Consider the following 13489-nt stretch of genomic DNA (forward strand, 5'->3'; position numbering starts at 1 on the left):
GACTATGGTCTAACGGGTTGTCCGGCGGCCCGTTTGCGTAGACCATGGGCGCCTTGGTTTTTTGCCTGCCAGAGTTCTTTGCCATGACTGCCCATTCCACTGCCCGACCGGCGCCGTTCAGCCGTTCCGACTACAAGACCCTCGGCCTTGCGGCCCTGGGCGGGGCGCTGGAGATCTACGATTTCATCATTTTCGTGTTCTTCGCCCTGACCCTCAGCCAGCTGTTCTTCCCGCCGGAAATGCCCGAGTGGCTGCGCCTGCTGCAAAGCTTCGGGATCTTCGTGACCGGCTATCTGGCGCGCCCGCTGGGCGGAATCCTGATGGCGCATTTCGCCGACCGGCTGGGGCGCAAGAAGGTTTTCAGCCTGAGCATCCTGATGATGGCGCTGCCGTGCCTGCTGATCGGGATCATGCCGACCTACGCGCAAATCGGCTATTTCGCACCGCTGTTGCTGCTGGCGCTGCGCATCCTGCAAGGCGCGGCGGTGGGCGGTGAAGTGCCGAGCGCCTGGGTGTTCGTGGCCGAGCACGCACCGGCCGGCCATCGCGGTTATGCCCTGGGCTTTCTGCAGGCCGGGCTGACCTTCGGTTACCTGATTGGCGCGTTGACCGCGACTTTTCTGGCACAAGTGTTCACCCCGGCCGAAGTGCTCGATTACGCCTGGCGCTATCCGTTCCTGCTCGGCGGTGTGTTTGGCGTGATCGGTGTCTGGTTGCGCCGCTGGCTGAGCGAAACCCCGGTGTTCATGGCCATGGAGGCGCAGCGCGAGGCACGGGTCGAACTGCCGCTGCGCACCGTGCTGCGCGATCATCGCCTGGCCATGTTGCCGGCGATGCTTCTGACCTGCGTGCTGACCTCGGCGGTGGTGGTGTTTGTGGTCATCACCCCGACCATGATGCAGAAAACCTTTGGCATGACTGCCGGCCACACCTTCGCGTTGAGCGCATTGGGCATCGTCTTCCTGAATATCGGTTGTGTGATTGCCGGTCGACTGGTCGATCGCATCGGTGCCTGGCGCACGGTCATGCTCTACAGTCTGTTGCTGCCACTGGGGATCGGCCTGCTTTACACCTGCCTGATCAGCGGCGGTGACTGGGTCGGTCTGGCTTACGCCGTCGCCGGGTTGTGCTGTGGCGTGGTGGGGGCGGTGCCGTCAGTGATGGTCAGCCTGTTCCCGGCGCGGATCCGTGTCTCCGGGATCTCCTTCACCTACAACATTGCCTACGCCGCCTGGGCGAGTGTCACACCGTTGCTGCTGATCGGTCTGATGCCGTGGAGTCCGTGGATCTGTGTGATGTTCTGCGCGGTGATGGGCGCGGTGGGTGTCGCCAGTGCGGCGTATTTTGGCTCGCGAATGCCACGCGCGGAGCAGTGTGCCGTGGCCGGCGCCGCCTGAGTTGTTGAGGCTTAACTATTTTTGTAGGACACGCCTCAAACGCTCTTCAGAAAAGCCTTCCAAGGCCGATGGTTAGGCTGCATACCCGCTATCCATCCAGTCCATCGGTGCTTTCCCATGTTCAACAAACGCCTGAAGCAAGAGCTGGCGGCTCTTCGTGAAGAACTCTCCAGCCTTCTGCAAGTGAAGGAGAGCCTGGAAAGCGAGATGCTGGTGCTCACCCTTGAGCCCGACGGACGGATTCAGTCGGTCAACCAGAACTTCCTCAGCGAAATGCTCTACAAGAGCCACGACCTGATCGGCCGCGCCATCGAAGACATCGTGCCGGCCCATGTGAAATCCGACGAATTTCATCACCGCTTCAAGGCCGCTTTGACCCGTGGCGAGCATTTCGCCGGCGCTGTGCGCCTTTCCCGCGGTAACGGCGAAGAGGCGTGGTTGCGTTCGATCGTGCAGCCGATTCGCTCTTCGGATGGCCGGATCAAGCACTTCTCGATTTTCTCCAGCGACCTGACCCGCACCATCGAGGCCTCCCGCGAACACGAAAACCTGATCGGCGCGCTGGTGCGTTCGACCGCCGTGATCGAGTTCGACCTCAGCGGAAACGTGCTGAGCGCCAACGAACGGTTCCTGCAAGGCATGGGTTACAGCCTGGCGCAGATCAAGGGCAAACATCACCGCCAGTTCTGCGAGCCGGAGGAGTACAACAGCGCCGAGTACCAGAACTTCTGGCGTCGCCTGAATAACGGCGAATTCGTTGCCGGCCGTTTCAAACGGGTCGACAGCCATGGTCGCGTTGTCTGGCTGGAGGCGTCCTACAACCCGGTGCTCGACGCCAACGAAAAACTCTACAAAGTGGTGAAGTTCGCCACGGTGATCACCGATCAGGTCAATCAGGAACAGGCCGTCGCCGACGCCGCCAATATCGCCTACAGCACGTCCCTGCAGACCGACAGCACGGCCCAGCGCGGCACCCGTGTGGTGACTGAAGCGGTCAATGTGATGCGTGATCTGTCCAGGCACATGCAGACCGCCGGCGAAGGCATCGAGGCGCTGAACGAGCAATCCCAGGTGATCGGCACCATCGTCAAGACCATCAGCGGCATCGCCGAGCAGACCAACCTGCTGGCGCTCAACGCTGCCATTGAAGCCGCTCGTGCCGGTGAGCAGGGCCGAGGCTTTGCGGTGGTGGCCGACGAAGTGCGGCAACTGGCCTCGCGCACCAGTCAGGCGACCGAGGAAATCGTCGGCGTGGTGCGCCAGAACCAGGACATGGCGCGCAACGCCGTGGCCCTGATGACCGACGGCAAGCAACAGGCCGAACAAGGGCTGGCGCTGGCGGCCGAGGCCGGTACGGTGATCGTCGAGATCCAGGACGGCGCGCAGAAAGTGGTGAACGCGGTCGGCCAGTTTGCCAATCAGTTATCCAGCTGATGCGAGGCGAAGGGATTGTCCATGGCAATCCCTTCGCGGTTTTTATCCCGCTACAATCGGCTCTTTTTCCCGGAGCAGATCCCATGAGCGAGTCCTTCCGTCGCCCGGTTTCCCTGAACAAAGCCTACCGCCTGCTCAATCACGGGCCGACCGTGCTGGTCAGCGCCGCCCATGCCGGGCAGCGCAACATCATGGCCGCGGCGTGGGCCATGCCGCTGGATTTCGAACCGCCGAAAGTCGCGGTGGTTCTCGACAAATCCACCTGGACCCGGCAACTGCTCGAGGCCTCGGGCACCTTTGTTCTCAACGTTCCCTGTGTGAAACAGGCTGACATCGTGCAGACCGTCGGCTCGACTTCAGGCCTGGAAATCAATCGCGATCAAGGTCAGGACAAGTTCCAGGCTTATGGCCTGCCGACCTTCGCTGCTGAGCAGGTTGATGCTCCGATGCTGGACGGTTGCGTGGCCTGGCTCGAATGCCGGTTGCTGCCTGAGCCGCGCAATCACGAACAGTACGATCTGTTTCTGGCCGAGGTGATTGCGGCGCAGGCTGATTCGCGGGTGTTCAGCGATGGACGCTGGCACTTCGAGGGGCATGACGGCTTGCGCACTCTGCACCATGTGGCCGGCGGGCATTTCCTGACAATTGGCGATTCGGTGGATGGCAAGATGCTCGAGGTTTGAGCGCCGCTGAATGACAAGTCATGGCCGGATGTTGCAATACAAAAAAGGCTTACCTCTCGGTAAGCCTTTTTCAGTTGGCAGAGTTGATTCAATCCCCCAACGCTACTCCTTCGCGCCGAGGATCTGCCCCACCTGACAGCGTTGACTTCCCCTGAGCATCCTTGACCCGCACGATGGCCTGAGTGCCGCTGGTCATGTCGATTTCATTGACGGTGTGGCCCTTGTCCTTGAGCGCCTGGATCAGCGTCGGGCTGAACTGGCCTTGTTCCAGTTCCGTCGGGCCGTTGCGGCTGCCGAAGTTGGGCAGGCTGATGGCGCTTTGTGGGTCGAGGTTCCAGTCGAGCAGGCCGACGGTGGTTTTGGCCACGTACTCGATGATCTGCGAGCCGCCGGGAGAGCCAACGGTGGCGACGAACTCGCCACTGTTGCGGTCGAAGATCAGGGTCGGCGCCATCGATGAGCGTGGGCGTTTGCCCGGCTCCACTCGGTTGGCGACTTTCTGTCCGTTCTCTTCGGGGATGAACGAGAAGTCGGTCATCTGGTTGTTGAGCAAGAAGCCCTGAACCATCAGGTGCGAGCCGAATGCCGCTTCGATGGTGGTGGTCATCGATACCGCGCCACCGAAGTCATCGACGGCCACCACTTGCGAGGTGGAAATGCGCAGCGGCGAGCGATCCGGCGCGTAGGCAACCTGCACGCCCGGCGGTGTGCCGGGTTTGGCGCTGCCCAGGCTGCGTTCGCCGATCAGGCTGGCGCGGCTGGCCAGGTAACCCGGATCGACCAGGCCCTTGACCGGTACAGGCACGAAGTCGTTATCGGCTACGTATTGCGCGCGGTCGGCGTAGGCCAGGCGCTCGGCTTCGGCGATCAGGTGCACGGCTTGCGGTGCCGGTTCGATGCCGGCGGGTTTATCGGTCTTCACAGGCTTGAGCGGCGTCAGGGACAGGCGCGGATCGCGGGTTTCCAGCGCCTGCAAGGTGCCGAGGATTTGCGCCACCGCAATCCCGCCCGATGACGGCGGCGGCATTCCGCACACCTGCCAGCGCTTGTAGTCGGTGCACAGGGGCGCGCGCTCCTTGGCCTGATAGTGCTGAAGGTCGTTCAGCGACAGGCTGCCGGGGTTGGCGTGGCCCTGAACCTTGGCCACGATCTCTTCGGCGATCGGGCCTTTGTACAGTGCGTCCGCACCTTCGTTGGCGATGCGTTTGAGAACGGCGGCCAGCGCCGGGTTTTGCAGTCGCGTGCCGACGGCTTTGACGCTGCCATCGCTGTTCAGAAAGTACCTGGCCATGTCCGGCGAGCGGCGAATCACCGGGTCGGACTCCAGCAGCGAATGCAGGCGCGGGGAGATCGCAAAACCCTGCTCGGCCAGTTTGATCGCCGGCTCGAACAATGTTGCCCACGGCAAGCGTCCGTGCTTTTTGTGCGCCAGCTCCAATGCACGCATCACACCCGGCGTGCCGACGGAGCGTCCACCGATCTGCGCCTGCGGGAACGGCATCGGTTTGCCGTCGGCCTGTAGAAACAGCTTCTCGGTCGCACCCGCCGGTGCGGTTTCGCGACCGTCGTAGGTGCGCACCTGTTTACCATCCCACAGCACGATCATCGCGCCACCGCCGATCCCCGAGGACTGCGGTTCGACCAGGGTCAACACGGCTTGCATCGCGATGGCGGCATCGATGGCGGAACCACCCTGACGCAACATCTCGCGACCTGCTTCGGCGGCCAGCGGATTGGCAGCCGCGGCCATGTGTTTTTCAGCGTGGCTGGCTTGCAGGCCGGTGCGGTAACCGGAGGCGGCTTCCGGCGCCAGCGGCAGGGTCGAGGAGGGCGGTGCGTTGCAGGCCGTGAGGGCAATGGCACTGACGATCAGTGTCAGGGCGGGCAGGCGAAAGCGGTTCAGGGGCAGGGCTGGAAACACGCGGGGCTCTCCGTCCGTGGGATAAAGGTCTGACGGACTGTATCGGCCGACCGTGTACGACGCAAACCGCAGGCACCTTTGTCCTTCATGCCTTGGCGGATTTTCTGTAGGGGCAGGGGCAAACGTGAAGCCAGAACAATCAACAAGAGGCCGCCATGCACAACGAGTTTCCGACCCAGCCCAGCTATCGCGAACAGCGCGAGCGCTTTCTTGCCGCCGCGAAGGTGACGGGTGCCACGCTCTCTTCGTACGCGCATCCGCTCAATGGGCCGTTTGGCGAGTCTTTGAGTACCGATGTCGCGGTGCTGGGTGATCCAGCGGCCAAACGGCGCCTGGTGGCGCTCAGCGGCACCCATGGGGTTGAGGGTTATTACGGTTCGGAGTGCCAGATCGACTGGCTGAAGCATTTCACGCCGGACTCGCTGCCGAAGGATGTCGCGGTGGTGATGATTCACCTGATCAACCCGTGGGGCACGGCGTGGCTGCGGCGGGTCAATGAAGACAATATTGACCTCAACCGCAATCACCTGGATTTCAACCGACCGCTTCCGGACAACCGCGCTTACGCGGCGCTGCATGAAATCTACGCCTGCACCGATTTGAACGGCGCCGGGCGGCAAAAGGCTGATGCCTTGCTGGAGGCGCAGATTGCCGAGCACGGATGGCCGGCCGTCATGTCGATTGTCGAGGGCGGGCAGCACAGTCATCCCGACGGATTGTTTTTTGGCGGACTCGCGCCGAGCTGGTCGAATCGCACGCTGCATTCAATCATCGAGAATCATCTGGCCGGTGCTGAAACCGTGATGTGTTTCGACCTGCACACCGGCGCCGGTGAGTACGGGCATCCGATGCTGCTGACGATTACCCAGGCGCCGTATCCAGCACTGGCCCAGGCGCAATCGATTTACGGCCCGTGGCTCTACACGCTGCACACCGGCGCCGAAACCCTGAGCGAAACCGGTGTTGCGGCAACCGCTACCGGTTATACCTCGCAGGCTTTGCTCAACGCGTTGCCGAATGTGCAACTGATGCCGTTCGTGATCGAGTGCGGGACTTATCCGGGGCCGGACGTGCATCGTTACCTGCGCGACGATCACTGGCTGCATTTGCATGGTGATCCGCTGGATGCGACGGGGCGGGCGATCAAGTTGAATCTGCTGGAGCAGTTTTATCCGGCGGATCCGGACTGGCGGGCGATGGTCGGTTTGCGGACGCGGCAGATTTGGGCGAAGGGGCTCAGGGCGTTAGGGGGCGAGGCATAAACAAACGGCTTGCCTTTCGGTAAGCCGTTTTGACTGCTTGGATATTTACAGTGGTGGGACTATGGCCGGCTGATGTTCACTGCTTGAAGCCAGGCAGTCCGTTGGTCGCACGCCATTCTTTCACGGTCTTCGTAATGCCCACGGCAGAGTTGTCCTCTCCTGGTTCGGGATAAAAAATCAAGTCGGTGCCGTCCGGGTGGCCGGTAAGCTTTCTGAATTGTGCCAGCAGCTCGCCAAGCTCCGTATCCGATCCACTTTTATTGGTGGCACGTATTTTTTCGATGAAACGGATAAATTCGGTTTCAGTGTATTCAGATATTTTTTCCATGTGCGTTCACTGTTTTTTGTGTTGAAAGATGTGATTTTTAGGGGTGTTGATTCGGAGGTTGTCTATGTCGTAGAAAGCGCCGCCATCAGTGATCCGCTCGACGTGATGTATTTCAAATACCCCTCTTGTGCCTACAGACTCCCTGTCTCGAACCGCGGGTGCGTTGCCCGACATTAAACGATCTTGGGCATCCGAATTGAACTGATCGAAAAGTTCTGGATCATCCCGCACGGCTTGCCAGAATGCTTTTCTGAACGCGTCGAAGTTTGAAAACTCCCTCCCTCTGAGTCTGTCCGCAATCCGCGTCGGAATCGGCACTCCAATCCCTGTTCCAGCTCCTGCCAGCCATACACCGGAAACATCCTCACCAATCCCCGTCACCGTCCCCGGCATCAATCTCGCCGGTTTCGAAAACACCACATACAACGACTTCAGCCCGGTCTCAGCCGGAAACACCGGAATACAATCCTCGGCGGTGATGTCTTCGCCGGGCAGGATTTCTATCTGGCTGTCGGTGTTCGCGGCGATCGGGTGGACGAGGATCGTGCTCAGTGGTTCGCCGTGCTCCGGATAAACCAGCGGCGGCATCGATCCCAGCGGCCCGCGTTGCGGCGTCCACAAAATCGTGATGTCGTTGAGCTTCGCCTCCATGGCGCTCTTGTCGTTGTTCCACTCGACTTTTACGGTACGCACCGAGTCGTCGCCCGAGGCTCCGGGTGGATGCCGTAAACCTGCATGACGCCTTCGGCATCGCGTCGGAACTGGAACCGCACGCGAGTTTTGGCGCGGCTCATGCTGCGTAGCTGTTCATCAGTGTGAAGCGTGCCGTCGCCCATTCGGGTCGGAAGCATCCCGAGGATGAACACGCTGGCCGGGCCTCCCGCGCCACGGATTGCCCAATTGAGGCGCTGCTGCAGGATTCCACCACCGGCCATGCGCCCCAACGCCAGATCGGCACCGATTGCCTTCGCTACGGCGTGACTGGCAGCGGGAATGCGCAGCGCGCCCGCCACCATGACTTTGCCGAAATGAAAGACGGGCTCAGGTGTTGTGCCCGCATCCGTCCGGCACCAGTTGCCCGGCGTGCAGGACTTGGCAAAAACCAGATCGTCGCGAGGCTTTGGCGATGGCCATTCGTCTGTCGGGACGTAGACAGGCTCTGGCTCCGGGGGCGGATTCCAGGCAGCCCACGAGGCGCCGCCGTTCGGAAGCTTTCGGCGCCAGATATCATCGAAAAGGTCTTGGTCCAGGTCCATGACAACTCCCTGTCTGTCTTTGGAACGAGACGGGGGGAGCTTGTCGGTCAATCGCGATGGCGATCAAATCGACTTGCCGGGATGCGCGTGCCTGAACGAACGAAAAATCCTCTTCGTACGCTTTTCGCACCCGGTTCCTACGGAGCCAGTCGATTCACTGAGGAAGGGCACTTTTCTCGAGGCATAAAAAAACGGCCTACCTTTCGGTAAGCCGTTTTTAGTACTTGGTGGCTACACAGGGACTTGAACCCCGGACCCCAGCATTATGAATGCTATGCTCTAACCAACTGAGCTATGTAGCCAAGTGGCGCGCATTATTCCCCTGAAATGGAAAAGCGTCAAGCGTAAATTCAAAATATTTCTTCTTATTTTCAACCGCTTATCCTCCCGCGCCGAAAATCGGCGCGGGAGGGGCTTTCAACGCAGCTGAAATCTTCCGGTGTTGGCACTCAAGGCATGGCTGCCCTGGCTCAAGGTGTCCGCCGCGAGATTCACCGCCCGCGCGCCTTCGAGCAGGCGAACCGCCGCCTGATCCACCTGCTGGATATTGCCGCTGACCTCATCGGCGGTGCTTGCCTGTTCCTCGACCGCCGTGGCGATCTGCGCGAGGGTGTCGGTGACGCTCTGCACGGCGCTGGCGATTTCCCCCAGGCGTTCGCCCAGTCCGGTGACCGCTTCCGCGTCTGATTGCGCCTGACCGCACGCAGCCTCCATCAGGCTCACGGCTTCGTTGACCGTATTGCGCAGACTGTCGACCGTACCGGCGATCTGCGCCGTGGATGATTGCGTACGTTGCGACAGGCTGCGCACCTCGTCGGCCACCACGGCAAAGCCACGACCCTGTTCACCCGCACGAGCGGCCTCGATAGCGGCGTTGAGTGCGAGCAGGTTGGTCTGCTCGGCGACGCCGCGAATGGTGTCGACTACCAATTGAATCTGCTGCCCTTGCTCGCTGACCCGGCCGAGCGCTGCGGCAGTTTCGTTCAGGCGCTGATTGAGCTGCTGGATACTCGCCGTGGTGCGTTGACTGTCACGGCTGCTGTCGGCAGCGATGCGCCGGGTGTGCTGGGCGCTGCCCGAAGCCTGTTCGCAACTCTGCGCCACGCCTTGGGACGTCGCCGCCAGTTGCGTGGCCGCTGCAGCGATCTGACTGATCTGCAATTGTTGCGCTTCGACTTCGCTGAGAGCGCCGCTGGAGTGATCGTTGAGGCTGCGCACCGCGTTGCTCAGTTGCGAAGTTTCGTGATCGACACCCAGCAGGCTGGTGCGCAGTTGCACTACGGCCACGTTGAGCGCGGTGCTGATCGACGCCAGTTCATCACGTCCCACGACCGGCACTTGCAGGCTCAGATTGCCGTCGCGCAGGGCTTCGGCCAGCAGCGTGATGCCGCTGGCGCTGCGGCGGATCGAGGCTTGCAGGCAGACGAACAAATACAGCGCCGCCAGCAACAGGAAACCGAAGACCGCCGCGACAATGATGAACTGACGAATCGCCGATCCGTGGTAGTCATCCAGCCGCTGATCCAGCGACACCAGCGATTGCTGGCGCAGCGTGGCGAGGTTGCCGAGCAGGGCATCGAGAGTGCGCTCGAACTCTTCAGGTTTGAGATTGATGCTGCCGCCGAACACGCCGTCATCCAGCACTTTCAACCCGGCATCCAGCTGTTTGAGGCTGTCGTGATATTGCCCGGCCCAGCCTTGCAGGGCTGGCGGCAGACGCGCTTCGAGCAGGCTCGCGGTTTTCACCAACTGCTCGCGCGCATCGCCGATGCGGCTGCGCAGGTCACGCAGTTGCAGACGGCTTTGCAGGGTGAACTGACCGGAAACCACGGACGCCTGGCCGACGGCTGCCAGTCGGCCGACCCGCTCGATCAGGTCCGGTGCGTGCTGGGTGGAAATCTGAGTCAGCAGATAGGTTTCCAGCCACGGCGCGAGGATCAGGCGATTGTCCATCGCGATCTGCTCACGCAAGGCTTGCAGGGCGCTGAGGGCGTTGGTGAAGCGGTCGTAACCATCCGGCCACCAACCGACACCGGAAAGGCTTTTCGAGTCCAGACCATTGAGCGCGGCTTGCAGTGCCTGATAGCGGGTCAGGGTTTCACCTTCCGCACCTTCGGCTTGCAAGGCACTGCCCAGCTCCAGCGTCGCCTGGGCAACAGCAGGCTGCACGCCATCGAAGGCGGCCACGGCGGCCAGAGTCGCGGGTGTCGGCTGGCGGTTGGTTTCCGTGGCGCGCCAGCGGGCGGCGCGATCGCGCTGGGCGGCGAGCAGGTTGTCGAGTGCATCGAGGGCGAGCAACTGCCGCACACCGGCACGTTCGCCGGCGATCAGGTTGAGTTTGTCGCGATAGTCCTGGCCGATCATCAACAGGCTGCCGGCCAACGGCAGGATAAACAGCAGAAACAACAACTGGAATTTACGCGCGAAGCCAAATCGCCCCAGCAACCTGATCCCCGGTGATAAAAAAGCCTGCATGCCCCATGACTCCTCTGGACACCACGCACCATCGGCGTGCATCGCGGTCGTTGCGACCGTGACTGGTGCCCTGCTAAAAGGCCTCGAAAGTTCACCCTTGCCCGCTCTGTAGGCCGGCTCTGTAGCGAAACTTCCCATTCTCGATGCCCTTTGTAAGGGCGCCGCGTTCAAGCGGATAAGCAAGGCAAGATTCAGACCATGGCGTTGCGCTATCACTTGTGGCGCGACGACTGAATAGTTCGTTAGCTGGCTAAGGGGATGGCGCTGGCGCACCGAAAAATGGCACATTGACGCACCTGCCCGCGTGCACCCATCTGCAGTCCGGAAATTCCCATGGCTATCAGCAACGTTCAGACCGCCGCTGCCTCGGCGTCCGCTCCTCCCCAGAGCAGTCCACTGGTGATGCGCATCATCGGCGCGGTGGCGCTGGCGCATTTGATCAACGACCTGATCCAGTCGGTGCTGCCGTCGATCTATCCGATGCTCAAGGCCAACTATGGCCTGAGCTTCACCCAGGTCGGCCTGATTACCCTGACCTTCCAGTTGACCGCGTCGCTGTTGCAGCCGTGGGTCGGTTATCACACCGATCGGCATCCGAAACCGTGGCTTTTGCCGGCAGGTTCCGTGTGCACGCTGATCGGCATTGTGATGATGTCGATGGTTGGCAGTTTCCCTCTTATCTTGCTGGCGGCGGCGTTGATCGGTATCGGCTCTTCGACCTTCCACCCTGAAGCTTCTCGTATCGCGCGTCTGGCGTCGGGCGGGCGCTTCGGTCTGGCGCAATCGACCTTTCAGGTGGGCGGTAACGCCGGCTCGGCCTTCGGCCCGTTGCTGGCGGCGGCGATCATCATTCCTTTCGGGCAGGGCAACGTGGCGTGGTTCGGGCTGTTCGCGGTGTTTGCGTTGTTCGTGCTCTATCGCATCAGTCGCTGGTACGCCCATCACCTGAACCTGTTCAAGCTCAAGGCCGGCCAGGCCGCCACTCATGGACTTTCGAAGGGTAGGGTGGTCAGTGCGCTGGTGGTGCTGGGTCTGCTGGTGTTCTCCAAGTATTTCTACATGGCCAGCCTGACCAGTTACTTCACCTTTTACCTGATCGAGAAGTTCGACCTGTCGGTGGCAAGCTCGCAGCTGCATCTGTTCCTGTTCCTCGGCGCGGTGGCGGCGGGAACGTTCTTTGGCGGGCCGATTGGCGACAAGATCGGGCGTAAAGCGGTGATCTGGTTTTCGATCCTCGGCGTGGCACCGTTCACGCTGCTCATGCCCCATGTCGACTTGTTCTGGACCAGCGTCCTGAGCGTGGTGATCGGCTTCATCCTGGCTTCGGCGTTCTCGGCGATTGTGGTGTACGCGCAGGAGCTGGTGCCGGGTAACGTCGGCATGATTGCCGGGGTGTTCTTCGGTCTGATGTTCGGTTTCGGCGGGATTGGCGCGGCGTTGCTCGGGCATCTGGCGGACATTCACGGCATCGAATACGTGTACTTCCTGTGCTCGTTCCTGCCGCTGTTCGGGGTGCTGGCGATCTTCCTGCCGAGAACCAGGAAGGCCTGACGGGCCGAATTTCAGGCACAAAAAAGCCGCGTATCAAACGCGGCTTTTTCTTGGGTGCTGCTTTTACACGTTGAAGCGGAAGTGCATCACGTCGCCGTCCTTGACGATGTAATCCTTGCCTTCCAGACGCCATTTACCGGCTTCCTTGGTACCGGCTTCGCCCTTGTACTGGATGAAGTCGTTGTAGGCGATCACTTCGGCGCGGATGAAGCCTTTCTCGAAGTCAGTGTGGATCACACCAGCGGCTTGCGGTGCGGTGGCACCGACGCGGACGGTCCAGGCGCGGACTTCTTCGACACCGGCGGTGAAGTAGGTCTGCAGGTGCAGCATTTCGTAGCCGGCGCGGATCACGCGGTTCAGGCCAGGCTCTTCCAGGCCCAGGGCCTCGAGAAACATGTCTTTCTCTTCGCCGTCGTCCAGCTCGGCGATTTCCGCTTCGATCTTGTTGCAGACCGGAACAACCATCGCGCCTTCTTCTTCGGCGATGGCCTTGACCACGTCCAGGTGCGGGTTGTTCTCGAAACCGTCTTCAGCGACGTTGGCGATGTACATGACCGGCTTGGTGGTCAGCAGGTGGAAGCCCTTGATGATCGCTTTTTCGTCGGCGCTCATGTTCTTCATCAGGCTGCGCGCAGGCTTGCCTTCGCTGAAGTGCGGGATCAGTTGTTCCAGCAGAGCCTTCTGGGCCACTGCATCCTTGTCACCGCCCTTGGCGTTGCGCGCGACTTTCTGCAGTTGCTTCTCGCAGCTGTCGAGGTCGGCGAAGATCAGTTCCAGGTCGATGATTTCAATGTCGCGCTTCGGGTCGACGCTGTTGGAAACGTGGATCACGTTCTCGTCTTCGAAGCAGCGCACGACGTGAGCGATCGCGTCGGTTTCGCGGATGTTGGCCAGGAACTTGTTGCCCAGACCTTCACCTTTCGACGCGCCGGCAACCAGGCCCGCGATGTCGACGAATTCCATGGTGGTCGGCAGGATGCGCTTCGGATTGACGATGGCCGCCAGAGCGTCCAGACGTGGATCCGGCATCGGCACGATGCCGCTGTTCGGCTCGATGGTGCAGAAGGGGAAGTTCTCCGCCGCGATCCCGGATTTGGTCAGGGCGTTGAACAGGGTGGACTTGCCGACGTTAGGCAGGCCGACGATGCCGCAATTGAATCCCATGGTGTTTCCCCTCGGATT

Annotated in this window: 10 protein-coding genes, 1 tRNA gene and 2 pseudogenes; 6 read left to right on the plus strand and 7 right to left on the minus strand. The window is 61.2% G+C overall.

Annotated features, from left to right (window positions below; all coding sequences use genetic code 11):
• Positions 1-83 precede the first annotated feature (83 nt).
• From AC07Y2_RS24940 to AC07Y2_RS24955, 4 genes and pseudogenes are all read left to right on the plus strand, one after another.
• Positions 84-1397 carry an MFS transporter gene (locus AC07Y2_RS24940; RefSeq protein ID WP_103387135.1) on the plus strand — a complete coding sequence of 438 codons (1314 nt, stop codon included), beginning with the start codon at positions 84-86 and terminating at the stop codon, positions 1395-1397.
• A 207-nt stretch (positions 1398-1604) separates the two neighbouring features.
• A pseudogene (locus tag AC07Y2_RS24945) lies at positions 1605-2243 on the plus strand (PAS domain-containing protein); the annotation flags it as partial.
• A 156-nt stretch (positions 2244-2399) separates the two neighbouring features.
• A pseudogene (locus tag AC07Y2_RS24950) lies at positions 2400-2831 on the plus strand (methyl-accepting chemotaxis protein); the annotation flags it as partial.
• Between the two features lie 83 nt (positions 2832-2914).
• On the plus strand, positions 2915-3514 hold the full coding sequence (locus AC07Y2_RS24955) for a flavin reductase family protein (protein ID WP_103387137.1): 600 nt from the start codon (positions 2915-2917) through the stop codon (positions 3512-3514).
• Between the two features lie 88 nt (positions 3515-3602).
• Here AC07Y2_RS24955 and ggt read toward each other — a convergent pair whose 3' ends face one another.
• Entirely contained in the window at positions 3603-5435 is a 1833-nt protein-coding gene (gene ggt, locus AC07Y2_RS24960) for a gamma-glutamyltransferase (protein WP_103387138.1), read from the minus strand.
• Between the two features lie 155 nt (positions 5436-5590).
• Between ggt and AC07Y2_RS24965 the strand changes: the two genes are divergently transcribed.
• A complete protein-coding gene (locus AC07Y2_RS24965; protein WP_103387139.1) occupies positions 5591-6697 on the plus strand; it encodes a M14 family metallopeptidase in 1107 nt (368 codons plus the stop codon).
• A 76-nt stretch (positions 6698-6773) separates the two neighbouring features.
• Here the strand turns inward: AC07Y2_RS24965 and AC07Y2_RS24970 are convergent, their stop codons facing one another.
• The 5 genes from AC07Y2_RS24970 to AC07Y2_RS24990 form a co-directional block, all read right to left on the minus strand.
• Positions 6774-7025: a bacteriocin immunity protein gene (locus AC07Y2_RS24970; protein WP_064599398.1), complete on the minus strand. Its 252-nt coding sequence runs from the start codon at positions 7023-7025 to the stop codon at positions 6774-6776.
• A gap of 6 nt (positions 7026-7031) precedes the next feature.
• Positions 7032-7718 (minus strand): pyocin-S2/colicin E7-DNase domain-containing protein, encoded by a 687-nt coding sequence (locus AC07Y2_RS24975; protein ID WP_256587076.1) that lies wholly within the window; start codon positions 7716-7718, stop codon positions 7032-7034.
• Positions 7706-8281, minus strand: a complete 576-nt coding sequence (locus tag AC07Y2_RS24980) for an S-type pyocin domain-containing protein (protein WP_039766354.1) — start codon at positions 8279-8281, stop codon at positions 7706-7708. The genes AC07Y2_RS24975 and AC07Y2_RS24980 overlap by 13 nt, the downstream gene beginning before the upstream one ends.
• Before the next feature lie 225 nt (positions 8282-8506).
• Positions 8507-8583 (minus strand) — tRNA-Met (locus AC07Y2_RS24985).
• Between the two features lie 115 nt (positions 8584-8698).
• A complete protein-coding gene (locus AC07Y2_RS24990; protein WP_103387140.1) occupies positions 8699-10756 on the minus strand; it encodes a methyl-accepting chemotaxis protein in 2058 nt (685 codons plus the stop codon).
• 333 nt (positions 10757-11089) lie between these two features.
• Here AC07Y2_RS24990 and AC07Y2_RS24995 point away from each other — a divergent pair, with 333 nt between their 5' ends.
• Positions 11090-12307, plus strand: coding sequence for an MFS transporter (locus AC07Y2_RS24995; protein WP_039766351.1), 1218 nt, complete (start codon positions 11090-11092; stop codon positions 12305-12307).
• 63 nt (positions 12308-12370) lie between these two features.
• On the opposite strand, the gene ychF is transcribed toward AC07Y2_RS24995, so the two are convergent.
• The gene (ychF, locus tag AC07Y2_RS25000; RefSeq protein ID WP_007951727.1) at positions 12371-13471 is read right to left on the minus strand and encodes a redox-regulated ATPase YchF; all 1101 of its coding nucleotides are present in this window, start codon (positions 13469-13471) and stop codon (positions 12371-12373) included.
• Between the last annotated feature and the right edge of the window lie 18 nt (positions 13472-13489).

Source organism: Pseudomonas sp. GW456-12-1-14-TSB6 (genome assembly GCF_059424205.1).